This window comes from Streptomyces sp. NPDC052396 (assembly GCF_044593195.1).
Lineage (GTDB): Bacteria > Actinomycetota > Actinomycetes > Streptomycetales > Streptomycetaceae > Streptomyces.
The window spans coordinates 165,743-191,705 of record NZ_JBIUAW010000008.1 but is presented as its reverse complement, the minus strand read 5'-3'; the positions used below and the strand labels follow the sequence as shown (position 1 = coordinate 191,705).

At 71.6% G+C, this 25,963-nt stretch carries 24 protein-coding genes and 1 tRNA gene; 20 read left to right on the top strand and 5 right to left on the bottom strand.

Annotated features, from left to right (window positions below):
* Positions 1–2: 2 nt before the first annotated feature.
* The 6 genes from ACIHFE_RS22375 (at position 3) to ACIHFE_RS22350 (ending at position 5,562) form a co-directional block, all read left to right on the top strand.
* Complete coding sequence (locus ACIHFE_RS22375; RefSeq protein WP_400108949.1) at positions 3–545, top strand: arginine repressor; 543 nt, start codon at positions 3–5, stop codon at positions 543–545.
* Between the two features lie 253 nt (positions 546–798).
* Complete coding sequence (locus ACIHFE_RS22370) at positions 799–2,601, top strand: FAD-dependent oxidoreductase (RefSeq protein ID WP_400108948.1); 1,803 nt, start codon at positions 799–801, stop codon at positions 2,599–2,601.
* Positions 2,602–2,846: 245 nt separating this feature from the next.
* Positions 2,847–2,996: a keywimysin-related RiPP gene (locus tag ACIHFE_RS22365; RefSeq protein ID WP_400108947.1), complete on the top strand. Its 150-nt coding sequence runs from the start codon at positions 2,847–2,849 to the stop codon at positions 2,994–2,996.
* A 39-nt stretch (positions 2,997–3,035) separates the two neighbouring features.
* A complete protein-coding gene (locus ACIHFE_RS22360; protein WP_400108946.1) occupies positions 3,036–4,886 on the top strand; it encodes an asparagine synthase-related protein in 1,851 nt (616 codons plus the stop codon).
* Positions 4,883–5,140: a lasso peptide biosynthesis PqqD family chaperone gene (locus ACIHFE_RS22355; protein ID WP_400108945.1), complete on the top strand. Its 258-nt coding sequence runs from the start codon at positions 4,883–4,885 to the stop codon at positions 5,138–5,140. The genes ACIHFE_RS22360 and ACIHFE_RS22355 overlap by 4 nt, the downstream gene beginning before the upstream one ends.
* Positions 5,137–5,562, top strand: coding sequence for a lasso peptide biosynthesis B2 protein (locus tag ACIHFE_RS22350; RefSeq protein ID WP_400108944.1), 426 nt, complete (start codon positions 5,137–5,139; stop codon positions 5,560–5,562). The genes ACIHFE_RS22355 and ACIHFE_RS22350 overlap by 4 nt, the downstream gene beginning before the upstream one ends.
* Before the next feature lie 58 nt (positions 5,563–5,620).
* Here ACIHFE_RS22350 and ACIHFE_RS22345 read toward each other — a convergent pair.
* Positions 5,621–5,694, bottom strand: a tRNA-Pro gene (locus ACIHFE_RS22345).
* Between the two features lie 82 nt (positions 5,695–5,776).
* Complete coding sequence (locus tag ACIHFE_RS22340; protein WP_400108943.1) at positions 5,777–6,319, bottom strand: Uma2 family endonuclease; 543 nt, start codon at positions 6,317–6,319, stop codon at positions 5,777–5,779.
* 158 nt (positions 6,320–6,477) lie between these two features.
* Here ACIHFE_RS22340 and ACIHFE_RS22335 point away from each other — a divergent pair, with 158 nt between their 5' ends.
* From ACIHFE_RS22335 to ACIHFE_RS22315, 5 genes are all read left to right on the top strand, one after another.
* Entirely contained in the window at positions 6,478–7,671 is a 1,194-nt protein-coding gene (locus ACIHFE_RS22335; RefSeq protein ID WP_400108942.1) for an argininosuccinate synthase, read from the top strand.
* Positions 7,668–9,110 (top strand): argininosuccinate lyase, encoded by a 1,443-nt coding sequence (gene argH, locus ACIHFE_RS22330; protein WP_400108941.1) that lies wholly within the window; start codon positions 7,668–7,670, stop codon positions 9,108–9,110. The genes ACIHFE_RS22335 and argH overlap by 4 nt, the downstream gene beginning before the upstream one ends.
* Before the next feature lie 72 nt (positions 9,111–9,182).
* Entirely contained in the window at positions 9,183–9,731 is a 549-nt protein-coding gene (locus ACIHFE_RS22325) for a TetR/AcrR family transcriptional regulator (RefSeq protein ID WP_400108940.1), read from the top strand.
* Entirely contained in the window at positions 9,728–11,287 is a 1,560-nt protein-coding gene (locus ACIHFE_RS22320) for an MFS transporter (protein ID WP_400108939.1), read from the top strand. Before ACIHFE_RS22325 ends, ACIHFE_RS22320 begins: the two co-directional genes overlap by 4 nt.
* A gap of 207 nt (positions 11,288–11,494) precedes the next feature.
* On the top strand, positions 11,495–12,322 hold the full coding sequence (locus tag ACIHFE_RS22315; protein ID WP_400108938.1) for an alpha/beta fold hydrolase: 828 nt from the start codon (positions 11,495–11,497) through the stop codon (positions 12,320–12,322).
* Between the two features lie 99 nt (positions 12,323–12,421).
* On the opposite strand, the gene ACIHFE_RS22310 is transcribed toward ACIHFE_RS22315, so the two are convergent.
* Positions 12,422–13,099, bottom strand: coding sequence for a lysophospholipid acyltransferase family protein (locus ACIHFE_RS22310; protein WP_400108937.1), 678 nt, complete (start codon positions 13,097–13,099; stop codon positions 12,422–12,424).
* A gap of 231 nt (positions 13,100–13,330) precedes the next feature.
* On the opposite strand from ACIHFE_RS22310, the gene ACIHFE_RS22305 reads away from it, so the two are divergent.
* The 3 genes from ACIHFE_RS22305 (at position 13,331) to ACIHFE_RS22295 (ending at position 15,744) form a co-directional block, all read left to right on the top strand.
* On the top strand, positions 13,331–14,509 hold the full coding sequence (locus ACIHFE_RS22305; RefSeq protein ID WP_400108936.1) for a glycerophosphodiester phosphodiesterase: 1,179 nt from the start codon (positions 13,331–13,333) through the stop codon (positions 14,507–14,509).
* Positions 14,510–14,615: 106 nt separating this feature from the next.
* Positions 14,616–15,152 carry an RNA polymerase sigma factor gene (locus tag ACIHFE_RS22300; RefSeq protein ID WP_400108935.1) on the top strand — a complete coding sequence of 179 codons (537 nt, stop codon included), beginning with the start codon at positions 14,616–14,618 and terminating at the stop codon, positions 15,150–15,152.
* Between the two features lie 85 nt (positions 15,153–15,237).
* On the top strand, positions 15,238–15,744 hold the full coding sequence (locus ACIHFE_RS22295; protein WP_400108934.1) for a GNAT family N-acetyltransferase: 507 nt from the start codon (positions 15,238–15,240) through the stop codon (positions 15,742–15,744).
* Positions 15,745–15,760: 16 nt separating this feature from the next.
* Here ACIHFE_RS22295 and ACIHFE_RS22290 read toward each other — a convergent pair whose 3' ends face one another.
* Together ACIHFE_RS22290 and ACIHFE_RS22285 are read right to left on the bottom strand one after the other, a co-directional pair.
* Complete coding sequence (locus ACIHFE_RS22290; protein WP_400108933.1) at positions 15,761–16,189, bottom strand: hypothetical protein; 429 nt, start codon at positions 16,187–16,189, stop codon at positions 15,761–15,763.
* Positions 16,190–16,191: 2 nt separating this feature from the next.
* Positions 16,192–16,551 (bottom strand): hypothetical protein, encoded by a 360-nt coding sequence (locus ACIHFE_RS22285; protein ID WP_400108932.1) that lies wholly within the window; start codon positions 16,549–16,551, stop codon positions 16,192–16,194.
* 470 nt (positions 16,552–17,021) lie between these two features.
* On the opposite strand from ACIHFE_RS22285, the gene ACIHFE_RS22280 reads away from it, so the two are divergent.
* From ACIHFE_RS22280 to cobT, 6 genes are all read left to right on the top strand, one after another.
* A complete protein-coding gene (locus ACIHFE_RS22280) occupies positions 17,022–18,092 on the top strand; it encodes a methionine ABC transporter ATP-binding protein (protein WP_400108931.1) in 1,071 nt (356 codons plus the stop codon).
* A complete protein-coding gene (locus ACIHFE_RS22275; RefSeq protein ID WP_400108930.1) occupies positions 18,089–18,850 on the top strand; it encodes a methionine ABC transporter permease in 762 nt (253 codons plus the stop codon). The genes ACIHFE_RS22280 and ACIHFE_RS22275 overlap by 4 nt, the downstream gene beginning before the upstream one ends.
* An 84-nt stretch (positions 18,851–18,934) precedes the next feature.
* Positions 18,935–19,807: a MetQ/NlpA family ABC transporter substrate-binding protein gene (locus ACIHFE_RS22270; protein ID WP_400108929.1), complete on the top strand. Its 873-nt coding sequence runs from the start codon at positions 18,935–18,937 to the stop codon at positions 19,805–19,807.
* 321 nt (positions 19,808–20,128) lie between these two features.
* Positions 20,129–20,770, top strand: a complete 642-nt coding sequence (locus ACIHFE_RS22265) for a GNAT family N-acetyltransferase (protein WP_400108928.1) — start codon at positions 20,129–20,131, stop codon at positions 20,768–20,770.
* 135 nt (positions 20,771–20,905) lie between these two features.
* The gene (gene cbiE, locus ACIHFE_RS22260; protein ID WP_400108927.1) at positions 20,906–22,144 is read left to right on the top strand and encodes a precorrin-6y C5,15-methyltransferase (decarboxylating) subunit CbiE; all 1,239 of its coding nucleotides are present in this window, start codon (positions 20,906–20,908) and stop codon (positions 22,142–22,144) included.
* A 218-nt stretch (positions 22,145–22,362) separates the two neighbouring features.
* Positions 22,363–25,947: a nicotinate-nucleotide--dimethylbenzimidazole phosphoribosyltransferase gene (gene cobT / locus ACIHFE_RS22255; RefSeq protein ID WP_400108926.1), complete on the top strand. Its 3,585-nt coding sequence runs from the start codon at positions 22,363–22,365 to the stop codon at positions 25,945–25,947.
* Positions 25,948–25,963 lie beyond the last annotated feature (16 nt).

Genomic DNA, 25,963 nt, shown 5'->3' with positions numbered 1-25,963 from the left:
CGATGACCGAGGCGCAGGAGACCGAGCCGCTGCACGGCGGGCAGGCCGTGCCGCAGACCCGCACCGCACGCCACCGACGGATCGTGGACATCCTCAGCCGGCACGCCGTCCGGTCGCAGAGCCAGCTGGCCCGGCTGCTCGCCGACGATGGCCTTTCGGTCACCCAGGCCACGCTCTCCCGCGACCTCGACGAACTGGGCGCCGTCAAGATCCGCAACACCGGTGGCGAGCTGATCTACGCGGTGCCCTCGGAGGGCGGTGATCGCACCCCACGGGCCCCGCTCGGCGAATCGGCGACCGAGGCCCGGATGGGCCGGCTGGCCGCCGAACTGCTGATCTCCGCCGAGGCCTCGGCCAACCTGGTGGTGCTGCGCACCCCGCCGGGCGCCGCCCAGTTCTTCGCCTCGGCCATCGACCAGGCCGGGGTGCACGAGATCATCGGCACCATCGCCGGCGATGACACGGTGCTGCTCATCAGCCGTGACCCGGTCGGCGGCCAGGCGCTGGCGGACCACCTGCTGAGGCTGGCGCAGAAGGACCGCTGACCCGCACCCGGCCCGATACGGCTCACGCCCGCTCCGGCGCGTGAGCCGTTCGGCGTTCCCGGCACCGTACGGCCTTCCCGGGGAGCCCATGGGGCCGGTGTGACGCTGTATGGCTCTCTGACGCCGCACAGTGCTATTCCGCCATGGTGTGCAGAGCGCACCGGTGCGCCCGCAGTGGTCTTCCGGGACAGGGGAGAGCCCCCTATGCTCCTGCGCCGACCATGACAAGTTACCGGCGGTAGGGGGCTGGGTCATGACAGGGCGTACGGTGCACAGCACACGCAGGGCCTTCCTCGGGGGTGCCACGGCCACGGCCACGGCCGCGCTGGGCGCCACGGCGACCCGGGCCGCGGCCGAACCCCGGCAGACCCGGGGCAGACGGACGGGCAGGCGGACCGGCGGACGGAGCGTCGCCGTGCTCGGCGGGGGAGTGGCCGGCCTGACGGCCGCTCAGGAACTGGCCGAACGGGGCTTCGAGGTCACCGTCCATGAACGCAAATCCGCCCTGGGTGGCAAGGCGCGCAGCATGGACGTCCCGGACAGCGCCCGGGGCGGCCGCAAACCGCTGCCCGGCGAGCACGGCTTCCGCTTCATCCCCGGCATCTACCGGAACCTGCCGGACACCCTGCGCCGCATCCCCTTCCCCGGCAACCCGGGTGGCTGCCACGACAATCTGGTGCCCGCCACCGAGGTGCTGATCGCCCGTATCGGCCGCGAGGACATCCGGGTCCCCTTCGGTGTCGTCGGCACCCCGCCGCCCGTCCTCACCCCCGACGCCTTCCTGCGCGCCGTGCGGGGACTGCTGGGCACCTTCGCCAACCTGCCCGCCCATGAGATCGCCTACTTCGCCGGCCGGCTGCTGGTCTGGTTCACCAGCTGCGACCGGCGGCGGACCGAGCAGTGGGAGCGCGTGCCCTGGTTCGACTTCACCCGGGCCAACCGGATGTCACCGGACTACCAGCGGCTGCTCGCCATCGGCATCACCCGCAACATCATCGCCACCAAGGCCGAGGTGGCCAGCACCAAGACGGTCGGCACCTGCGCCGAGGCGTTTCTGTTCAACCTGCTGGGCCGGGGCGCCGACGGCCAGCCCGACCGGGTGCTCAACGCCCCCACCAACGAGGCCTGGATCGACCCCTGGGTGAACCATCTGCGCTCCCTGGGTGTGCGGTTCCACCTGGGCCACGAGGTACGCGACCTCACCCTGGACGGCGACCGGATCACCGAGGCGGTGATCCAGGACGCCGGCGGCGGCCGGCAGTCGGTGACCGCCGACTACTTTGTCTCCGCCATGCCGGTGGAACACGCCCGGACCACCTGGAACGAGCGGGTCCGCGCGGCTGACCCCCAACTGGCGCGCTGCGACCGGCTGCAGACGGACTGGATGACCGGTGTGCAGTTCTACCTCACCCAGCCCACCCCCATCGTGCACGGGCATGTCAACCACATCGACACGCCCTGGTCCCTGACCGCGGTGAGTCAGGCGCAGTTCTGGTCCGGGCGCGACTTCAGGGCCGACTACGGGGACGGCATGGCCGCGGACTGCCTGTCGGTGGACATCTCCGAGTGGAACAAGCCCGGCATCCTCTATGGCAGGACGGCCAAGCAGTGCGGCCGCGAGGAAGTCATCCGCGAGGTGTGGGCGCAGATGAAAGCCGGACTCAACGACACCGGCCGCACGGTGCTCAGTGACGCCGCCCTGCACTCCTGGTTCCTGGACCCCGCCGTGCAACTCGGCGGCCCTCGGCCCGCCAACGACGAACAGCTGCTGATCCACCCCACCGGCACCTGGTACGACCGTCCCGGGGCCCGCACCGCCATCCCCAACTTCTTCCTGGCCGGGGACTATGTGGCCACCGACATCGACCTGGCGACCATGGAGGGCGCCAACGCCGCGGCGCGCAGCGCGGTCAACGCCCTGCTGGAGCAGGCGGGTTCGGACGCCGAACGCTGCACGGTCACCCCGCTGTACCGGGCACCCGAGCTGGAGGGGATCAAATGGCAGGACGAGATCCGCTTCCGCATGGGGCTGGGCAATGTCTTTGATGTCGGATAACGCGCGTGAGTGAAGGGGAAGTTGTGGCGTAAGTGGCATGGAACATTCCGGAATCCCCGCGGCAGGGTGGGTCATTGCAGCCCTTGATCAGCTTGATCCGGCGTGGTTACTGTCTGATCAAGCGCAGGGGGGGTGGGGCTTAACTCCACTTCTCCGACGGGCAGTTGATGCTTGGTAAACGCTTCACCGGCCGTCCGTCGCGGCCCCCGCGCTGCCATGTCAGGCGATAGGGAGGTGAATGTGTGATGCAGAGCAACGAGCTCATGGAGGGCCTCGAGCTCCAGGCCTACGAGGCCCCGGAGATGATCGAGTGCGGTTCCTTCCAGGAGGACACCGGCTACTTCGGCCTCACCGGATACGAGTCGCTTTTCCACTTCTACGACAAGCTGTACTAGTCGGCGCCCGGTGTGCCGGGTCCGGTAAGGATGTTCCTCATGGTCGGTGCGGGAAAGCAGTACTTCGTGGTTCTGCCGGACGACGAAACCGCGGCCCCCGCCGCCGGACGGCTCCCGCCGGACGCCACGCACATCCTGACGCACCGGTCCGGCCGGCCCTGGGTGGCCGGCCGGCTGGCCGAAGAAACGATCCTGGTCGCCGAGCACGGCGCCAACCGGCTCGCCGTCATCGGCCAGTGCTCGGCCACACCGGCCCAACTCGCCACGGCGGCCGCCACGATCGGCGACCCGGCACGGCTCGACCGGCTGGGCACCGCCTGGGCCGGCAGCTACCACCTGCTGGCCTCGGTCAACGGCCGGCTGCGCGTCCAGGGCACCGCCTCCGGACTGCGCCGGGTCTTCCACGGCCGCCTCGGCACGGCCGTCCTCGCCGCGGACCGCGCGGACATCCTGGCCGCCCTGCTGCACGCTCCGCTCGACCCGGCCGTCCTCGCCCTGCGCCTGCTGGACGCCCTGCCGCACCCGCTGGGCGACCGGCCGGCCTGGCACAACGTCTCGGCAGTGCCACCGGGCTCCCACCTCACCCTCTCCCCGGACGGCCGCGGCCACACCGTCGGACGCTGGTGGCAGGCACCGGAACCGGTGCTCTCGCTGGCCGAAGGGGCCGGAGCACTCCGCGCAGCGCTGGAAGAGGCCGTACGGGTACGCACCCGCGGCACCGTGGCCGTGACCACCGACCTGTCCGGCGGCATGGACTCCACCAGCATCACCCTGCTGGCCGCCCGGGAGCGGCCCTCGCTCACCGCGTTCACCATGGAGAACGACGACCAGGCCGACGATGACGCCCACTGGGCCCGGCAGGCCGCCGCCGCGGTGCCGGGGCTCCACCACATCCGCTACCCCGGCCGTGAACTCCCCCTGTTCTTCGGCGGACTGGCCGCCCTGGACGACATTCCCGACGAGCCCTCCACGGCCCTGCTGAGCGCACCCCGGCTGCATGCCGTACGGGAGAAGGCGGTCGCCCACGGCTCGCGCCTGCACCTGGACGGACTCGGTGGCGACCAGCTGCTGTCCGGCCACCCCGCCTACCACCACGACCTGCTGCGCAGCCGCCCGGTGATCGCCCTCAACCGGCTGCGCGTCCTGCACAAGCTCGCCGGGCTCCCGCTGGACGCCTCGGTGCGCACCCTGCTGGACGGCGCCTCCTACCGCCGCTGGTTCGCCGCCGAGGCCGGCGCCCTGGCCGCCGGCCGCACCCGCCGCCCGCGCCATGTCGCCTTCGACTGGGGCGGCGTTCCCGGCCTGCCCGGCTGGCTCACTCCCGAGGCGGTGCGCCTGGTGACCCGTACCCTGCGCGAGACGGCGGGCACGGTGAGCCCACTGGCACCCACCCGGGGCCGGCACAACGACCTGCTGGCCATCCAGGACGCCGGACGGATGGTCCGGCAGTGCCACCAGCTGTCCGACACGGCCGGCTTCACCCGGACCTCGCCCTTCCTGGACGACCGGGTGATCGACGCCTGTCTGTCCGTACGGCCCGAACGGCGCGTCACCCCATGGGAGTTCAAGCCGCTCATCAAGGCCGCCATGGCGGACGTCCTGCCGCCCACGGTACTGACCCGCCGCACCAAGGCGGACGGCACCACCATCGCCGCCGAAGGCTTCGAGCGGCACCGCCGGGAACTCGCCGAGCTCTGGGACACCTCCCGGCTCGCCGAACTCGGCCTGATCGACCCGGAGCCGCTGCGCCGGCTCTTCCGGCTTCCCTACACCGGGCGGCTCCACGAAGGAGCCGCGCAGACGGCGCTCGCCGGTGAACTGTGGGCCCGGGCCGCCCGGACGGCGACGGCCGCCACCGGCGGCGGACAGCAGACCAGGAGAGAACGATGACACTCAGACTGCGGGGCGACGTCTCAACGGTCGACACCGAGTACGGAACGGTGCTGCTGGACGGCGCCGACGGCCGCTACTGGCAGCTCAACGCCACCGCCTCCGCGGCCTTTCGGGCCCTGCTGGACGGCAGCACGGTCGAACAGGCCGCCCAGCAGCTGACGGCCGTCTATGACGTCGAGGAGTCACAGGCGCGCGGCGATGTGGAGCGGCTGGTGGCCCGGCTGCGCGCCGCCAGGGTGGTGGAGGCATGAGCGGGGTCGTCCCGCACCGCGCCCGGGTCCGGCTGTCGCCCGGCCGGCGCCTGCTCGCGCTGCTCGCCGTGGCCGTCGCCCGGCGGCTGGCCCGCAAGCCCCCGGCCCGGATCCGCGCCATCCTGGCCCGGCTGAGCCGGGGCGCCCGCCCGGCCACCTACGCCCAGGCCCGCGCCGCCCGGCGGACCGTGGTGGCGGTCAGCCTGCACTGCGCCGGGGACCAGGGCTGTCTGCCCCGTTCACTGGCCACGGTGCTGCTGTGCCGGGCACAGGGCACCTGGCCCGCCTGGGCCGTCGGGGTACGGGCCCGCCCGCCGTTCGCCGCACATGCCTGGGTGGAGGCGGAGGGACGCATGGTGGAGGAGGAGGCGGACCCCTCCTACTTCCGCGCGCTGTTCTCCGTCCCGGCCGTGAAGCGCTAGCGGAAAAACGACCAGGGGCCCTGCTTCGTCATCCGAAGCAGGGCCCCTGTGTCAACCGTCGGGACGGCGGGATTTGAACCCACGACCCCTTGACCCCCAGTCAAGTGCGCTACCAAGCTGCGCCACGTCCCGGTGTCGTTTCCCTCCGGGTATTCCCGGCGGGGCGTACAAGAAGAAAATACCCTGTTCGGGGGCGTGATCCAAAATCGGGGGGTCAGGTCCTGCGCTTGAAGGTGTGCGTCGGGATCTCGACCCGGCTGTCGTCTCGCAGGTGGAGTGTGACGGTGTCGCCGTACTTGTACTCCGCGCAGGAGGCGTAGGCGTCGTCCCCTGGTTCGGTCAGCAGGCTGCACTGGCCCCGGAAGGGATCGATGATCAAGCAGATGGGAACTCCGTAGCGGGCGTACTGCTGCACCTTGAGTGCGTAATCGTTCCTGTCGTTCTTGGACGAGACGATCTCGATGGCGGCCAGTACGTCATCGTGCGAGTAGGGGGCGGTGGCGCCCTCCTCGACGATCGCGACATCGGGGCAGCGCGGGGGCTCTCCCGGGAACTGGATCAGTACGTCGGACAGGAGGCGTTCCCCGGGGATGCCGCTGGTCTCGGCGGCGGTCTGGACGCGGTGAATCGTCCAGCTCTGGACGCTGCTCTGCGGCGTCATGATGATCCGGTCCCCCACGATCTCGATCTTGAAGCCCTCGATCACCGACGCGGCGCGCTCCATGGCGTACTGCAAGAAGTCGTCCTGCACGGTCATGACGAACCTCCCCTGCTCGAACTCCCGGATAGTCGCATCGTAGAACGCCTTGCCGACGCCCACTCCTGATTGATTCACCCCTACGAGCCATTGACGAACCATACGGAGTCACGCATACTTATGCCCATCACCGCATTGCGCACCGTAAGGAGAATCCCGTGACCGAGCGCGTCGTACTCGCCTACTCGGGCGGCCTGGACACCTCCGTCGCCATCGGCTGGATCGCCGAGGAGACGGGCGCCGAGGTCATCGCCGTCGCCGTGGACGTCGGCCAGGGTGGCGAGGACCTGGACGTCATCCGCAAGCGCGCGCTCGCCTGCGGTGCGGTCGAGGCGGAGGTGGCGGACGCCAAGGACGAGTTCGCCGAGGACTACTGCCTCCCCGCGATCAAGGCCAACGCCCTGTACATGGACCGCTACCCGCTGGTCTCCGCCCTCTCCCGGCCAGCCATCGTCAAGCACCTGGTGGCCGCGGCCAAGAAGCACGGCGCCACCACCGTCGCCCATGGCTGCACCGGCAAGGGCAACGACCAGGTGCGCTTCGAGGCGGGCATCTCCTCGCTGGCCCCGGAGCTGAAGTGCATCGCCCCGGTCCGGGACTACGCCATGACCAGGGACAAGGCCATCGCCTTCTGCGAGGCCAAGGGCCTGCCCATCGCCACCACCAAGAAGTCCCCGTACTCCATCGACCAGAACGTCTTCGGCCGGGCCGTGGAGACGGGCTTCCTGGAGGACATCTGGAACGCCCCCATCGAGGACGTCTACGACTACACCGCCAACCCGGCCACCCCCCGGGAGGCCGACGAGGTGGTCATCACCTTCGAGCAGGGCGTCCCGGTGGCGATCGACGGTCAGCCGGTCACCGTGCTCCAGGCGATCCAGCAGCTCAACGACCGGGCGGGCGCCCAGGGCGTGGGCCGGATCGACATGGTCGAGGACCGGCTGGTGGGCATCAAGTCCCGGGAGATCTACGAGGCGCCGGGCGCCATCGCGCTGATCACCGCGCACCAGGAGCTGGAGAACGTCACCGTCGAGCGCGAACTGGCCCGCTACAAGCGGCAGGTGGAGCAGCGCTGGAGTGAGTTGGTCTACGACGGCCTGTGGTTCTCCCCGCTCAAGCGGGCGCTGGACGGCTTTATCGCCGAGGCCAACCGGCATGTCTCCGGCGACATCCGGATGACCCTGCACGGCGGCCGGGCGGTGGTCACCGGACGGAAGTCGGCCCAGTCGCTCTACGACTTCAACCTCGCCACCTATGACACCGGCGACACCTTCGACCAGTCGATGTCCAAGGGCTTTATCGAGATCTTCGGCCTGTCGAGCAAGATCGCCGCCAAGCGGGACCTGGTATGAGCGATCAGAGTGACCAGAACGGCCGGCAGGACGTAAGGCTGTGGGGCGGCCGGTTCGCCGACGGACCGGCCGAGGCCCTGGCCAAGCTCTCCGCCTCGGTGCACTTCGACTGGCGGCTGGCACCCTATGACATCGCCGGGTCCCGGGCCCATGCCCGGGTGCTGCACAAGGCCGGGCTGCTCACGGACGACGAGCTCCGGCGGATGACCGAGGGCCTGGGGCTGCTGGAGGCCGATGTCGCGGCCGGCACCTTCACCGGCACCATCGCCGACGAGGATGTGCACACCGCGCTGGAGCGCGGGCTGCTGGAGCGGCTGGGCCCCGAGCTGGGCGGCAAGCTGCGCGCCGGGCGGTCCCGCAACGACCAGGTGGCCACCCTGTTCCGGATGTACCTGCGGGACCACGCCCGGATCATCGGCGGGCTGCTGGCGGACCTCCAGCAGGCGCTGGTGGGGCTGGCCGAGGCGCATGCGGACGTGGCCATGCCGGGGCGTACCCATCTGCAGCACGCCCAGCCGGTGCTGTTCGCGCACCATGTGCTGGCCCATGTGCAGGCACTCTCGCGGGACGCGGAGCGGCTGCGGCAGTGGGACGAGCGCACGGCGGTCTCGCCCTATGGCTCGGGTGCGCTGGCCGGGTCCTCGCTGGGGCTGGACCCGGAGGCGGTGGCCGCCGATCTGGGCTTCGAACGCGGCTCGGCGGGCAACTCCATCGACGGCACCGCCGCACGGGACTTCGTCGCCGAGTTCGCCTTCATCACGGCCATGATCGGCGTCGACCTCTCCCGGATCGCCGAGGAGGTGATCATCTGGAACACCAAGGAGTTCTCCTTTGTCACCCTGCATGACGCCTTCTCCACCGGCTCCTCGATCATGCCGCAGAAGAAGAACCCGGACATCGCCGAGCTGGCGCGCGGCAAATCCGGGCGGCTGATCGGCAACCTCACCGGGCTGCTGGCCACCCTCAAGGCGCTGCCGCTGGCCTACAACCGCGACCTCCAGGAGGACAAGGAGCCGGTCTTCGACTCCTGTGACCAGCTGGAGATCCTGCTGCCCGCCTTCACCGGGATGATGGCGACGCTGACCGTCAACCGGGAACGGATGGAGGAGCTGGCGCCCGCCGGGTTCTCGCTGGCCACCGATGTGGCCGAGTGGCTGGTGCGCCGGGGTGTGCCGTTCCGGGTGGCGCACGAGGTGGCGGGGGAGTGCGTCAAGGAGTGCGAGCAGCGGGGCATCGAGCTGGACCAGCTCAGTGACCAGCAGTTCGCCGCCATCTCCCCGCATCTGACGCCGGAGGTCCGTACGGTCCTCGATGTGCGCGGGGCGCTGGCCGCGCGCAACGGCCGGGGCGGTACCGCGCCCTCCGCGGTGGCGGTGCAGCTCGGCGAGGTCAAGGCCGACCTGGCGCAGCAGCGGGAGTGGGCCGAGGCCAAGCGCTGAACCGGCGAGGCATGGCGAGACATGCATAACCCGAGTGAGACAACAGTGTCTCATTCGGGTTATCGTCGTCTCATGAGTGTCGATCGTGATCAGGTACTGAGAGCAGCCGCGGCCCTGCTCACCCGCAAGGCGACCGCCTCCATGGATGAGATCGCCAAGGCGGCGGGCATCGGCCGGGCCACCCTGCACCGGCACTTCGCCGGACGCGACGCGCTGGTCCGGGCCCTGGAGGAGCTGGGCATCGCCGAGTTCGAGCACGCCCTGGACCAGGCCCGTCCCGAGGACGGCGACGCGGCCGAGGCAGTGCGCCGCCTGATCGCCGGCTCCGAGCCGGTGGCCGGCATCCTGGCCTTCCTGTTCACCGAGAACCAGCTCTATGAGGGCGGCATCAACGAGGGCTGGAACCGGCTGGACGCCCGGGTCCAGGCCCTGTTCCGCCGCGGCCAGGAAGAGGGAACGTTCCGCCTGGATCTGTCGGCGGCCTGGCTCACCGAGGCGCTCTACGGACTGATCGGCGCGGGCGCCTGGGCGGTGCACGACGGACGGGTGGCCGCCAAGGACCGCACCCGGATGGTCGCCGAGCTGCTGCTCGGCGGTGCCCAGCGGAGGATGGAGCGATGAGCAGCGAGATCATCCTGCCGTCCGCCGGGACCCCCGGGGAGCGGCAGGCGCCGCGGCCCGGCCGCTGGCTGGCGCTGGCCGTCCTGGTGCTGGCCGTGCTGCTCATCGCGGTGGACGCCACCGTGCTGGGCCTGGCCACCCCGTTCCTCAGCGAGGACCTGCGCCCCTCCGGCACCCAGCTGCTGTGGATCGGCGATGTCTATTCCTTTGTCATCGCCGGTCTGCTGGTTTCCATGGGCAGCCTCGGGGACCGGATCGGCCGCAAGCGGCTGCTGCTGAGCGGAGCGGTGGCCTTCGGTGCCATCTCGGTGCTCAACGCCTATGCCACCAGCCCGGAGATGATGATCGCCGCCCGGGCGCTGCTGGGTGTGGCCGGGGCGACGCTGATGCCCTCCACCCTGGCGCTGATCCGCAATATCTTCCATGACCCCCGCGAGCGCAGCCTGGCCATCGGCATCTGGGGGGCCATGGCCTCGGCGGGTGCCGCGGTGGGCCCGGTGGTGGGCGGCTTCCTGCTGGAGAACTTCTGGTGGGGCTCGGTCTTCCTGATCAACCTGCCGGTGATGGCGGTGCTGGTCCTGGTGGGCATCAAGCTGCTGCCCGAGTCGCGCGACCCGGCGCCGGGGCCCTGGGACCTGCTGAGCGTGCTGCTGTCCATGGTGGGCATCGTGGCGCTGGTCTATGCGATCAAGGAGGGCGCGATCCGGGGGCTGACCCCGGCGGTAGGGGTGGCGGCGGTGCTGGGCGCGCTGGCGCTGGTGTGGTTTGTACGGCGCCAGCTCGTCCTGGACTCCCCGCTGCTGAACATGCGGCTGTTCCACAACCGGGGCTTCTCGGCTGCCGTGATGGCCGACCTGCTGACCGTGCTGGGCCTGTCGGGGATGGTCTTCTTCCTGTCCCAGTACCTCCAACTGGTGCAGAATCGGGACCCCTTGGAGGCCGGACTGGCCGAACTCCCCGCCGCCATCGGCGCGGTGACCACCGGCCTGCTGGCCGGACAGGCGGCGCGGCGCTGGTCGGTACGGTCGGTGGTGGCCGGCGGGCTGGCCGCCATCGGTGTGGCCCTGGCGGTGCTGGCCGGGCTGAGCACCGGCACCGGCTATCCGCTGCTCGGCGCGGCACTGCTGGTGATCGGTGCCGGGGCGGGCCTGTCGTTCACCGTCACCGCCGATGTGATCCTCTCCAGTGTGCCCAAGGAGCAGGCGGGTTCGGCCTCGGCGGTCTCCGAGACCGCCTATGAACTGGGGGCGGCGCTGGGCATCGCCCTGCTGGGCTCCATGGTGACCGGGGTCTACCGGGGCTTCGCCGTCCCGGCGGGCGTTCCGGCCCAGGCGGCCGGAGAGGCGCATGAGTCGCTGGGCGGGGCGGTCAAGGCGGCCGTGGCGCTGCCCGCGGACCAGGGGTCGGCGCTGCTCACCGAGGCACAGCACGCCTTTGTGGCGGGACTGCGGGTCGCCTCCGCGGTGGCCGCGGTGCTGCTGCTGGTGACAGCGGTCGCGGCCTGGTTCCTGCTGCGCGGCCAGCGGCTGGAGGAAGGGTCCGAGTTCGGCCACTGACGAGGGGACCGCTGACCGTTCGGTCACTGAGCGCAACCGCGCTCGTTTGATGCGGAGATGGGCCGGGGCGACAAGCCCCGGCCCTTGTGACATTTGCCAGCGGCGCCTTCTCTTGACGCGTTTCTTACCTACCGGCGAGTATCCCGATTACCGTTCGGTATTGCCGAACAAGGTTCGGACGAGAGTCCGGTGCACAAAGGAACCCCCATGAAACTGCGCACCAGAGTCAGGCTCCTGCTCGCCACCGCGGCCACTGCGGCCCTGGCCCTCACCGGCTTCACTGCTCCCGCCCCCGCCTCGGCCTCGATCCTGGACATTCCGCCCAGGGGCGCCAACGACTGGTCCTGCAAGCCGGATTCGGCGCACCCGCGCCCGGTGGTCCTGGTCAATGGAACGTTCAAGCTGATGGCCGAGAACTGGGCCGCGCTCTCCCCGAAGCTCAAGGACGCGGGCTACTGCGTCTTCGCCTTCAACTACGGAAAGCTGGAGACAGCGCCCATCCCCCAGGCGGCCGCCGAACTCAAGGACTTCGTCGAGGCGGTGCGCGGCGCCACCGGGGCGGCCAAGGTCGACATCGTGGGCCACAGCCAGGGCGGCATGATGCCGCGCTACTACGTGAAGTTCCTGGGCGGCGCGGACAAGGTCGGTGACCTGGTCGGCATCGTGCCGTCCAACCACGGCACCACCAACCCGCTGGCCATACCCACCGGTTACACCTTCTGCCCGGCCTGCCTGGACCAGCGCACCGGTTCCGACCTGCTGACGAAGCTCAACGCGGGCGACGAGACGCCGGCCGGACCGGACTACACGGTCATCACGACCCGCCACGACGAGGTCGTTATCCCCTACACCAGCGCCCTGCTGAGCGGGCCCGCCGAGCACCTCACCAATGTGGTGCTCCAGGACAAGTGCCCGCTGGACCCCTTTATGCACGACCAGGCCACCAAGGACCCGGTGGTCGCCCAGTGGGTGCTCAACGCGCTGTCCCGCACGGGCCCGGCCGACCCCGGCTTCCAGCCGCGCTGCCTGGGCTGAACACCACGGCGGCCGTCCACCGCGGGGCATCGGTGCCCGCGGCGGACGGCCGCCGTCTCAACTCGCCTGTCTCAGGTCGCGCGGCTCAGGCCGCCCGGTTCAAGCCGCCGTCGCCGACCGGGCCTTGGTGGCGTACACATCCACGTACTCCTGGCCGGACAGCCGCATGACCTCGCTCATCACCTCGTCGGTGACCGCACGCAGCACATAGCGGTCACGGTCCATGCCCTCATAGCGGGAGAAGTCCAGCGGAGCGCCGAACCGCACCGTCACCGGGCTGATGCGCGGCATGCCCTTGCCGCCCGGCTGCACCTTGTCCGTGCCGATCATCCCGAACGGCACCACCGGAGCGCCGGTCATCAGCGCCAGCCGGGCCACTCCGGTACGGCCGCGGTAGAGCCGGCCGTCGGGGGAGCGGGTGCCCTCCGGGTAGATGGCGAAGACCTTGCCCTCCTCCAGCACCCGGCGGCCCGTCATCAGCGCCGCCACCCCGCCGTGGCCGCCGTCCCGGTCCACCGGGATCATCCCGGAGGACCCGAAGAACCACGCCATCAGACGGCCCTTGAGGCCCTTGCCGGTGACGTACTCGTCCTTGCCGATGAAGAACACCTGCCGCTTGAGCACCAGCGCGGTGAACAGCGAGTCGATAAAGGTGACATGGTTCCCGGCCAGGATCACCGGCCCCGACTCGGGGATGTGCTCGGCGCCCTCCACCGTCGGGCGGTAGAGGACGCGCATAAGCAGTCCGAGGAAGGCCTTGAGCAGGATGCGGGACAACGGGTCCTCCGGTCGGGATGGGCAACGGCGGCGCAGGCCTGCGCAGACGAGGACGATACTCGCGGGTAGAGCCCTTGCGCACACCGGGTTGACCGACTCGATACGCAGGGTTGACGTGAGTTATCCCTCCGTTTCGATCATGGTCTTCTGCCCGTACGCCCCACGCCCCTACGATCGGCGCGTCCGACAGCTGCCGGGCGGCGCCCCGGCACGGCGAACGAAGGAGCGTTTATGCAGCAGGAGCAGCGGCCGGGCAGGCGCACGGTGCTGGGGGCCGCCGCGGCCCTGGGCGCGGGATCGGTCGTCCTCGGCACGGCCGGGACCTCAGCGGCCACGGCGCGGAGCACCGCGAGCGAGCAGGCCGGCGGCCGGGGCGGCTACCGGGACCTGCCGGTGCCGACCGTCATCGGCCATCGCGGCGCCAGCGGCTACCGGCCCGAACACACCCTGGGCTCCTACCAGTTCGCCCTGGACAACGGCGCGGATGTGATCGAGCAGGACCTGGTCCCCACCAAGGACGGCCACCTGGTCTGCCGGCACGAGAACGACATCAGCCAGACCACCGATGTCGCCGCGCACCCGGAGTTCGCGCACCGCAAGACCACCAAGACCGTCGACGGCACCGCCGTCACCGGCTGGTTCACCGAGGACTTCACCCTCGCCGAGCTCAAGACGCTGCGCGCCAAGGAGCGGCTGCCCAACGTCCGCCAGCACAACACCCTCTACGACGGCCGCTGGACCATACCGACCTTCGAGGAGGTCCTCGACTGGGCCGAGGAGCAGGGACGCAAGCGCGGCCGCCGCGTCTGGCTGCACTCCGAGACCAAGCACCCCACCTACTTCCGCTCCCTGGGCCTGGGGCTGGAGGAACGTCTCGCCAAGCTGCTGCGCCGCTACGGCCGGCACCGCGCCGACTCCCCGCAGTTCCTGGAGTCCTTCGAGCCCGGCAGCCTGCAGCGGCTGGGCCGGCTGGGCGTCAGGGCGCCCAAGATCTTCCTGATCGACGACCTGCCCACCAAGCCCTATGACTTCGTGGTGGCCAAGGACCCGCGCACGGTGGCCGACCTGATCACGCCCCAGGGGCTCAAGTGGATCGCCGGCTTCGCCCAGGGCATCGGCCCCACGCTCCAGTTGATCATCCCGCGGGACGCCAACGGCAAACTCACCAAGCCCACCAAGCTCGTTGGTAACGCGCACGCTGCTGGGCTCGTCCTTCACCCGTGGACCATGCGCAACGAGAACAGCTTCCTGCCCGCCGACTTCCGGCGCGGCACCGACCCCAACGCCTACGGGGACGCCTTCGGCGCCTTCCAGGCTTACTACGCCACCGGCATCGACGGCATCTTCTCCGACAACTGTGACACCGCGGTACTGGCGCGAGAGGACTTCCGCAAGGGGCACAAGGGGTAGCGCAAGAGGCAGTACCAGAGGTCATCGTCGCCCCGCCGCCGACACGGACGGGTGAGGCCCGGGCGTGTCGGCAACCGGCGGGAGGCATGGTCACGTCCCGCCGGGCATGACACCGAACGAGCTCCTCACCTCGCTGCGCCCGCTGCTGGCCGCCGAGTGCGCGGCCGAGGCGCCGGCGGCGGGTGTTGACGCCGCCGACCTCGAACAAGCCGTCTGGGTGCGGCTGTTGAGCGACACCAGCGGCTGCCAGGGCGCCCGGCACCGCACCGAGTCCGTGCTGCGGTTACGGGCGGCGGTACGGGCCGAGGCCCGGGCGGAGCGCCGCCGCGCCCGGCGTGAGGTGCCCTATGACCCGACCTCGGCGGAACCCTCCGACGGCCATGAATCCGGGGTGGAACGCGCGGTGCTGGCGGCCGAGTCGGGGCGTGAACTGCGTGCCGCGGTCCGCCGGCTGCCCGGCCGCTGCCCCCGCCTGCTGAGCGCGCTGCTTTCGGCCACTGACCCCACTTACCGGGAAATCGCAGGCGAGTTGGGAATCTCACAAGGATCTTTGGGACCGGTCCGTTCCCGTTGCCTGGGATGCCTGCGCAGAATGCTCACGGCGGCGATTGCGGCTCCTGGCCCTGGGGGAAAGGAGCGTTAGACAACCGGCGCCACGGAGGCGGCGTACACCGCGGCGGCTCCTGTCGGACGGACCAGGCCGGGCCAACCAGGGGAGGCATACGCACATGGGCATGAGCGTGACCATCGCGGCGGCGGACGAGGACGACGCCGAGCAGATCCTCAAACTCCAGTACCTCTGCTACCAGAGCGAGGCCGAGCTCTACGGCGACTACTCCCTTGAGCCGCTGACCCAGTCGCTCGCCGCGCTCCGTGCCGAACTGGGCACCGGGCGGGTGCTGGTGGCCCGGCTCGGCACCGAGGTGGTCGGCTCGGTGCGGGGCGCGGTCGACTCCGAGGGCACCGCCGTGATCACCGGCCTGATCGTCCACCCCCGGCTGCGGCGGCACGGACTGGGCGGCCGGCTGCTGGGCGCCATCGAGGAGCAGCTGGCGGCCGAGTCCGCGGTGCGCTACCGGCTGGCCGTCGGCCGGCGCAGCGAGGTCAGCCTGCGGCTGTGCCGCGAGCGGGGTTACGCGCCCACCGGCGGCACCGAGCAGGTGAGCCGGGCGCTGACCCTGGTGACCCTGGAGAAGCCGGTGGCCGAGGTGCCGGCGCTGGCGGCCAGTCACTAGCCTCCGGAGCCTCCGGTCAGCGCTCGGCCCGGCGCAGCCACAGCATCGCGGTCAGCGGCAGGATCACCGGGATGAACAGATAGCCCATGCCGTAGTCCGACCAGACCGTGGCGTCCGGGAAGGCCGCCTTGTCGGCGAGCGTCCAGGTGCCCACGGTGAGGACTCCGGCCAGCTCCACCGCGCAGCACACCAGTGCCGCCCGGCGGGCCGTCGCGCCGCCGCGGACCAGGGAGTAGGTGATGAAGGCGTACACCACCGCGGCGGCGGCCGACAGCACATAGGCCAGCGGCGCCTTGCCGAAGTCCAGCAGCATCTGCACGACCGAGCGGGACGCCGCCGCGACCGTGAACACCCCGTAGAGCCACACCAGCAGCCGGCCCGGGCCTTGTCCGAGGTCGAAACCGGACTTCTCCCGGGTGCCGTTGGTGTCCGTCGACTGAGCCATCGTCAGCCTCCCCAGATGTCATAGAGCCGTACCTCGAGCACGGCCAGGACCACCGCGCCCGCGGACACCGTGGCCGAACCCCAGCGGGTGCGCTCGGCCAGGGACATAAAACCCGCGGCCGGCACCGAGGCCGCCGCGCCCAGCAGATAGGCCACGAAGATCGCCGTGCCCTGGGCCGGCTTGTCGCCGCCGGCCAGCCGCACCACGCCTGTCACCAGCTGGGCGAGGGCGAGCACGGTGACCACGGCCATGCCGATGAAGTGCCAGTCCTTGGTGGACTGGTCCCGGGAGAAGGCGAATCCGCACCAGCCGGCCAGCGCGAGGGCGGCCAGGCCGAGCACGAGCGTCAGCGCGTCGATCACCGCGGCCCCCGGGCGGCACCGTGCGGGAGGGGCGTAAGAGGCATGTGACGACTTTACGGGGCCGACCGGGCCGCCCCGCACGCACCCCTGCGCCGGAGCCCCGACCGTCCAGGAAGTGATCGAAGGCGTCCGCTATTCGGACAAGCATGGCTCATTCGCACAGGCGTCTGTTTTACTTGCTCGCATGACCACGACGAGCAGCCGCACCCTTGCGACCGAGGCGATGATGACGCCCGGTGCTCGTTGCATGTGTCGAATGTGTGACCGCTGAGGGCCCCTGTTCCGAGCCTCGCGCCCCGAAGCGAGACCAACAGCGCCGACAAGTCCCCTTCCGGACCGGCCGCTCCGCCCCGCGTCACCGACCCCCCGAGCAGCACTCCAGCGCCTGGGGGCAGTCTCTGCCGCGTTCCGCAATCAATTGCCGTGCCCGGCACCCCACTGCCGCGCACTCGACAGTGACGGAAACCCCTGTGATCACCACTACGGGCCTGACAAAGGTCTACCGCTCACGCGGCCGCGAGGTCACCGCCCTCGACGGCGTCGACCTGCATGTGCGGGAAGGCGAGGTGTACGGCGTCCTCGGCCAGAGCGGCGCCGGAAAATCGACCCTGATCCGCTGCGTCAACCTCCTTGAGCGCCCCACCTCCGGCACGGTCACCGTGGCCGGCCAGGACCTCACCGCCCTCGCCGGGCGGGGACCGCGCGCGGGATCCGCGCTGCGCCAGGCGCGCAGCCGCATCGGCATGGTCTTCCAGCACTTCAACCTGCTGTCCTCGCGCACCGTGCAGGCCAATGTCGAACTGCCGCTGGAAATCCTCGGCCTGGCCGGAAAGGAGCGCAGCCGCAAGGCGCTTGAGCTGCTGGACCTGGTCGGCCTCGCCGACAAGGCCAAGGCGTACCCCGCCCAGCTCTCCGGCGGCCAGAAACAGCGCGTCGGCATCGCCCGCGCCCTGGCCGGCGACCCCAAGGTGCTGCTCTCCGACGAGTCGACCTCCGCGCTCGACCCGGAGACCACCCGCTCCATCCTGGGGCTGCTGCGCGACCTCAACCAGCAGCTGGGCCTGACCATCCTGCTCATCACCCATGAAATGGACGTGGTCAAGACGATCTGCGACTCGGCGGCCCTGATGAAGAACGGCCGCGTCATGGAGTCCGGCACCGTCGCCGAACTGCTCGCCACCCCCGGCTCCGAGCTGGCCCGCGAGCTCTTCCCGGTCGGCGGCGAACCCTCCGGCCCGGACCGCACCGTCGTGGACGTCACCTTCCACGGCGAGGCGGCCACCCAGCCGGTCATCTCCCAGCTGTCCCGTACCTACAACATCGACATCTCGATCCTGGGCGCCGCGATGGACACCATCGCCGGCAAGCAGGTCGGCCGGATGCGCATCGAACTGCCCGGCCGGTTCGAGGAGAACGTCGTCCCCATCGGCTTCCTGCGCGAGCAGGGACTCCAGGTCGACGTGGCCGACCTCGCGGATGCGACGGCCGTGACGGACGTGACCGACGCCGCCGAGGCGCTCACCCGGGAAGGTGCCAAGTGACCTGGTCCGAAATGCAGCCGCTGCTGCGTGACGCCTGTCTGGACACCCTCTTCATGGTGTGGTGGTCCACCGTCTACACGGTGCTCGGCGGCCTGCCGCTGGGCATCCTGCTCTACCTCACCGACCGCGGCGGGCTGCTGCGCAATGTCGTCGTCAACAAGGCCGTCGGCGCCGTCGTCAACATCGGCCGCTCGGTGCCCTTCATCATCCTGATCGTCTGGCTGATCCCCTTCACCCGGCTGGTGATCAACACCTCCATCGGGCCCAGCGCGGCCGTGGTGGCCCTCACCATCGGCGCCATCCCCTTCTTCGCCCGGCTGGTGGAGACCTCGCTGCGCGAGGTCGACCACGGCCTGATCGAAGCCGTGCAGGCCATGGGCGGCGGCACCTGGACCGTCATCTTCAAGGTGCTGCTCCCGCAGGCCCTGGCCTCCCTGGTGGCCGGCCTGACCACCACCGTGATCGCCCTGATCGGCTACTCCGCCATGGCCGGCGCCGTCGGCGGCGGCGGACTCGGCCAGGTCGCCATCAACTACGGCTACCAGCGCCAGGAACACGGCCTGATGAACATCACCATCGTGCTGCTGGTCGTCATTGTGACGATCGTTCAGCTCGCCGGTGACCTGACCGTGCGGCGCCTGGCCCGGCGCACCGGACGGCAGACGGCACCCGTGGGCGTACGCCGCCTGTGGAGCGCCAACCGCAAGCCGGGCCAGCTCAAGACCGAGGTCGGCGAGGCCGCCCCCGAGGCCGGCTGACCCCGACGGGCTCACCGCCCACACCCCACGAGCCCGGACCCTTTGCCGGGCACATCACTCGTGAAACGGAAAGAGGCACTCTTCGTGCGTACCACCATCAAGATCAGCGCCACCCTGGCCGCGGCCGCCGCGCTCACCCTGGGCCTGAGCGCCTGCAGCGCCCCCTCCGACTCCTCGTCCTCCGGCCGCTCCGAGAAGCACGGCAAGGACGCCGACCCCAAGGCCACCCTGGTCATCGCCGCCAGCCCCACCCCGCACGGCGACATCCTCAACTTCGTCCGCGACCACCTGGCGGCGAAGGCCGGCCTCAAGCTCCAGGTCAAGGAGCTCAACGACTACAACCTGCCCAACACCGCCACCCAGAGCGGCGATGTGGACGGCAACTTCTTCCAGCACAAGCCGTACCTCGACGACTTCAACAAGAAGAACAAGACCGACATCGTGCCGGTGGTCAACGTCGAGATCGAGCCGCTGGGCCTGTACTCCAAGAAGGCCAAGAAGACCTCCGAGCTCGGCGACGGCGCCACCATCGCGGTGCCCAACGACGCCACCAACGAAGGCCGCGCCCTGAAGCTGCTGGCCGACAACGGCGTCATCAAGCTCAAGGACGGCGTGGGCAGCAACGCCACCCTGGCCGATATCCAGGACAAGAAGGGCATCAAGTTCACCGAACTCGAGGCCTCCCAGATCCCGGCCCGCCTGGCCGACGTGGACGCCGCCGTCATCAACGGCAACTTCGCCATCGGCGCCAAGCTCAACCCGGCCAAGGACTCCATTGCCCTGGAGAAGGCGGAGAACAACCCCTACGCCAACTTCCTGGCCGTCAAGCGCGGCAATGAGTCCGACCCGCGCATCGTGACGCTCGCCAAGCTCCTCAACTCCGACGAGGTCAAGACTTTCATCGAGCAGAAGTTCAGCGGCGCCGTCATCCCCGCCTTCGGCGCCGTCAAGAACTGAGCCCCGCCACGGCGTTGTCCCGGTACCGCGGCATCCGGCCGCGGCCCGGTCCGCCGGTCCGCCCCCCGGCCCGGAAACAACAGGCCACTTGGGCGGCCCGGACCGGCGCCGGGCGTAAATCGCCGGTAATCTCAGCCGCCTCGGCGGCCGCAGGCCCCGCACACGCACCGCGTGCTCGGGGCCGCCGCGCGTGGCACACCCGCCACCCATGCTGCATGCTGGTGCACCCGGGCCACACCCGATCGGACCACCGAGACCCACCCGAGCCCACCCTCCCCGCGCCTGAACGGCACGGGGGCCCCTCCGGCGTTGGAGCAGCGCATGACATCCACCTTTCCGGACATCTCCATCAGTACGGACCGGCTGGTGCTGCGCCCGTTCGACGCCTCGGACGTGCCCGCGCTCACCGAGATGATGAACGACGAACTCATCACCGCGTGGACCTCGGTACCGCACCCCTATACCACCGCGGACGCCCGCCAGTGGGCGCTGCGGCTGGCGCCCGCGGAGCGCGCCTCGGGGCGCGGAATCGTCTTTGCGGTCACCGAGTTCCTCACCCACCGCCTGGTCGGGGTCGTCCACCTGAAGAACACCGACTGGCACACCCTGGCCACCGAGGCCGCCTATGTCACCGCGCCCTGGGCCCGCGGCGAGGGCTACGCCTGCGAATCCGTCCTGGCCGTCGCCGAATGGCTCTTCCGCGACCAGAAGTTCGAGCGGCTGGAGCTGCGCACCGCGGCCGACAACACCGCCGCCCAGCAGGTCGCCCAGAAGACCGGCTGCATCAGCGAGGGCGTGCTGCGCAACGCCTGGATAGCCCGCAGCCGCACCGAGGACGGCGGCTGGACGGACATCCGTACCGACCTCATCGTCTGGAGCCTGCTGCCCGAGGACCTGGAAGAGGTACGCGAACAGCACACCGGCGGCAGCGGCTACGCCACCGCCTTCCCCGGCTGGCGATAAGGCCCTGCCCCGCTCCGCCCCGCCTCCGCGCGCCCCCGGCCGGAGCGGTGGTCCGTACCTGCCGGGGTACCCTCACCATGCCCGCCTCGCCGGCGGACCGCGCGTTGCCGGACAAGCCCCAGGAGACAGACGACGATGGCCGACCGGGTCACGGTGATCGGGTGGGACGGCTCACCGCTGACGGACGCGGCCCGCTCGGCCGTGGGCGCCGCCACTCTGGTAGCCGGAGCCGCCCACCACCTGGCGCTCCCCGAGATACCGCCCGCCGCCGAGCGCATCCGGCTGGGTAGCGTCGGCCTGGCCGCCCGCCGCATCGCCCAGCACCGCGGCACCGCCGTGGTGTTCGCCGACGGCGACCCCGGCTTCTTCGGCGTGGTCCGCACCCTGCGCGCGCCCGAACACGGCCTGGAGGTCGAGGTGGTACCGGCCGTCTCCTCGGTCGCCGCCGCCTTCGCCCGCGCCGGAATGCCCTGGGACGACGCCCGGATCGTGGTCGCCCACCCCCGTGAGCTGCGCCGGGCCGTCAACGTCTGCCGCGCCTTCACCAAGGTCGCCGTGCTCACTTCGCCCGGCGCCGGCCCCGCCGAACTCGCCCTGCTGCTGGGCCCCGTCCACCGCACCTTTGTCATCTGCGAGGAACTGGGCACCGACCGCGAACGCGTCACCGTGCTGACCTCGGACAAGGCCGCCGACCACGCCTGGCGGGACCCCAATGTGGTCATCGTCATCGGCGGCACCGGCGCGGCCGAGGTCCCCGGCGCCCCGCCCCGGCAGCGCGCGACCGGCCACTGGCTGGCCGGCCGGGACCCCGGGCACTACCCGGGCGTACGCGGCTGGGCGCTGCCCGCCGACGCCTACGGCACCCCGCCCGGCGAGGGCGAGACCACCGAACTGCGGGCCGCCCAACTCGCCCGGCTGGGACCACGGGTGGGCGACCTGGTCTGGGACATCGGCTCCGGCAGCGGAGCCGCCGCCGTCGAGGCGGCCCGCTTCGGCGCCGCCGTCATCGCCGTCGACCGGGACCCGGACGCCTGCGGGCGCGCCACCGCGGTCGCCCGCCACTTCGGGGTCCAGCTCCAGGTGGTGCACGGCACCGCGCCGCAGATCCTGGAGGACCTGCCGGAACCCGATGTGGTGCGGGTCGGGGGCGGCGGCGCCGCCGTCGTCGCCGCCTGCGCCGACCGGCGCCCCGAGCGCATCGTGGCGCACGCCGCCACCCGCGACGAGGCCGAGGCCATCGGCCGTGCCCTGGCCGAGGGCGGATACGCCGTGGAATGCGCCCTGTTGCAGTCCGTGGAGTTGGACACAACCCAGTGGAACGAGCGCGAGCGCGCCGTAGCCTTCCTGCTGAGCGGCCGTCGCAGCCACCCGTGATCGCGACCGGCCGGGCGGAGGGTAGGCTGGCGGACCGTTGTGCGGCCGCCCGGTGTCCGACACCACAGTCACCAATGTCCCGGACGCGCCTCCGTTTTGGCGGAGCGCACGGCAGGGTGGCACCGGGTGGCACACAACGTGCCGCGAGACTTGGACGCTCGTTCTTGCTATGGGCGTGAGCGGTTGGAAGGAGCACTACCGATGGGCGAGGGATACGCATGACCGACACCGGCCGGTTCCCGGGAGAGGGACAGCCGGAGAACGCAGGCGCGACGCCCGGGCACCCGGACTCCGGAGACGCCGCGACTCCTGCCAGAACCGGACTTCCTTCCACCTACAGCTTTCTTGACTCCGGGGACTCCACGGACGATGACGACCTGCTGCTGATGCCGGGCGCCCAGGGTGCCTGGATCGAGCAGCCCCAGGCCGGCACGCAGGAGACGGGCGGCCAGGACGAGCCGCATACGCCGCCCGCCGCGCCCCGGCGCCCGCTGCACATGGGTCCGCCGGTGCCGGACAACTCGGGTGGCGTGGTGCGCTCCCTCGCCGACCGTGGCCCCGCCACCTCGCCGCAGCCGGTCGGCTCTCCCGTTCCGCAGCCCACGGTGCAGGCTCCGGCCGCCGAATACCCGGAGGTTCCGGGCCCCGAGGCACAGCCGGTGCCGCCGGCCCCCGCCGCCGAGACTCCGGCGCAGCCCGGCATATGGGACGCCCAGCCGCAGCAACCGGTGCCCGCCGAGGCCCCCGCTCCCGTACCCGCCGCCCGGACCGAGGCGCCCGCGCCGGCGCCCGCCGAGCCGGCGGAAGCCTTCGTTCCGGCCCAGAACGCCGGCGACGCCGTTGCCGCCGAGCAGCCAACCGCCGCCGCCGCGGCGCCCGCTGACGCCCCGCAGGAGGCGGCGGCCCAGGCTGTGGCCCAGGACATTGCCCCGGTACCCGGACAGCCGGGACCGGCCGAGCCGCCGGCGGCGCCCGCCGCGGGCGGCCCCGAGAGCGCGCCGCAGGCGGTCGCGCCGGAGCAGCCCACGCAGGCCGTGGTGGAGCAGGCCGTCGCCGCGCCGGCACCGGCGAGCCCCGCCGCGCCGGCCCAGGAACCTGTTGTTGCCGCCGAGGCCGCGCCGGAGCCCGTCACGGTCCCGGCCGCCGAGACCCCGGAGCCCGTCGCCGAGCCCGTGGCCGTCACCGCCGAGCCGGTCATGACGCCCGCCGAAATCCCCGCCGGCATCGACGAGTCCGCCGCCGCGCGGCAGCCGGCCGTGGACGGCGCGGCCCCGGCACCGTCTCCCGCCGTCGAGGCGGCCGGTGATGTGCCGCAGCACGCACCCGTGGCGCCGTCGCCGGCCGTCGCCGAACCGCAGCCGGCCGTGCCCGCGCCGGTGGCGGAGGCCGCCCAGGCCCAACTCGCCGCTCCCGCCGAGGAGATCGCCGAGCCCGCCCCGGCCGTTGTGGAGCCGGTGGCGCAGCCGGCCCCCGAGGCCGTCGCTCCGCAGGTCCAGCCGGTTCCGCCGGTCGCCGAGGACGCCTTGGCGGAACAGGCGGTGCCGCAGGCCCCCGAGACCGTCAGCGCGGAACCGGCCCCGCCGGTTCCGGACGTCGCCGCCCAGCCCGTCACCGTCCCGGCCGCCGGTCCGGAAGCAGTGGTTCCGGCACCCTCGGCCGTCGCTGAGCAGCAGGCCGCCGCGCCTGCCGCCATCGAGCACACCAGGGCCGCGGACGCCGCCCCGGCCGCCGAACCGGTCATCGCCCCGGAGCCGGTCGCCACCCCGGAACCGGCCGCGGCCGCCATGCCGGCCGCCGTCGCCGAACCGGCTGCCGCCACCGTTCCCGACGCCGAACCGGTTCCCGCCGTCGAGCAGGCCCCGGCCGCCGCCGAGCCCGCACCGGTGGCCGCGCAGCCGGAGCCGGCCGAGGCCCCCGCGCCGCAGCCGGCCGAGCCGGAAGCCGCCCCGGCCGCCGAGCCCGCCGCGCCCGTCGTCGAGACCACCCAGCCGGAGACCCAGGACGAGCCGCAGCAGCCGGCCGCCCCGGACACCGCCGAGCAGGAGGCGGCCGAACCGGTGGCCACCGAACCCCCGGCTCCGGCCTACGACGACACCGAACGGGCCGCCGTCCACCGGGTCATCCGCGAACGCCGGGACATCCGCAACGGCTTCCGCACCGACGCCATCCCGCACGATGTGCTGCTGCGCGTCCTGGAGGCCGCGCACACCGCGCCCAGCGTCGGGCACTCCCAGCCCTGGGACTTCGTGGTCATCCGCTCCGCCGAGACCCGCAAGGCGGTACACGAACTCGCCACGCGACAGCGGCAGGCGTACGCGCAGTCGCTGCCCAAGGCCCGGGCCAAGCAGTTCAAGGAACTGAAGATCGAGGCCATCCTCGAGACCCCGGTCAACATCGTGGTCACCGCCGACCCGACCCGGGGCGGCCGCCACACCCTCGGCCGGCACACCCAGCCGCAGATGGCTCCGTACTCCTCCGCGCTCGCGGTCGAGAACCTCTGGCTCGCGGCCCGCGCCGAGGGGCTCGGCGTCGGCTGGGTCAGCTTCTTCGACGAGCGCGAACTGGTCCGCGAACTCGAGCTGCCCGACCACCTCGAGATCGTGGCCTACCTGTGCATCGGCTATGTGGACGAGTTCCCCGACGAGCCCGAGCTGATGCAGGCGGGCTGGGCCAAGCGCCGCCCGCTGTCCTGGGTCGTCCACGAGGAGACCTACGGCCGGCGCGCCCTGCCCGGCGAGGACCCGCACGACCTGCTCGCCGAAACCCTGCGCGGCATCCGCCCGCTGGACGCCAAGGCGCTCGGCGAGGCGTGGGAGCGGCAGAAGCGGATGACCAAGCCGTCCGGCGCGCTGGGCATGCTGGAGATCATCTCCGCCCAGCTGTGCGGCCTGTCCCGCAAGTGCCCGCCGCCCATCCCCGAGCCCGCCGCGGTCGCCATCTTCGCCGGGGACCACGGGGTGCACGCCCAGGGCGTCACGGCCTGGCCGCAGGAGGTCACCTCACAGATGGTGGCCAACTTCCTGGGCGGCGGGGCGGTCTGCAACGCCTTCGCCAACCAGGTCGGTGCCGAGGTGTGCATCGTGGATGTCGGCGTGGCCGCCGAACTCCCCGCCACCACCGGCCTGCTGCCCCGCAAGGTCCGGGCTGGCACGGCGGACTTCACCACCGGCCCCGCGATGACCCGCGAAGAGGCGCTGCGCGCCATCGAGGTGGGCATCGAAACCGCCCGGGACCTGGTCACCGCGGGCAACAAGGCACTGCTGACCGGTGAGATGGGCATCGCCAACACCACGGTGTCAGCCGCCCTGATCTCCGTCTACACCGGCACCGACCCGGCCGAGGTCACCGGCCGCGGCACCGGTATCAACGACGAGATGCACGCCCGCAAGATCGACGTGGTCCGGCGCGCGCTGGAACTGCACCAGCCCGACCTCAAGGACCCGATCGGGGTGCTGGCGGCCGTCGGCGGACTGGAGCACGCCGCCCTGGTGGGCCTGATCCTGGGCGGCGCCTCCCTGCGCACCCCGGTGATCCTGGACGGCGTCAGCGCCGGAGCCGCCGCGCTGGTCGCCCGGGCCATCGCCCCCGAGGCGCTGGCCGCCTGTATCGCGGGCCACCGTAGCGCCGAACCCGGCCATGTCGCGGCGCTCACCAAACTGGGGCTACGCCCGCTGGTCGACCTGGACCTGCGGCTGGGCGAGGGCACCGGTGCCTTGCTGGCCCTGCCGGTGGTGCAGAGCGCGGCCCGCGCCATGCATGAGGTCGCCACTTTCGACACCGCCGGCGTCACCGAGAAGAGCTGACGGCGGCAGAGCGTCC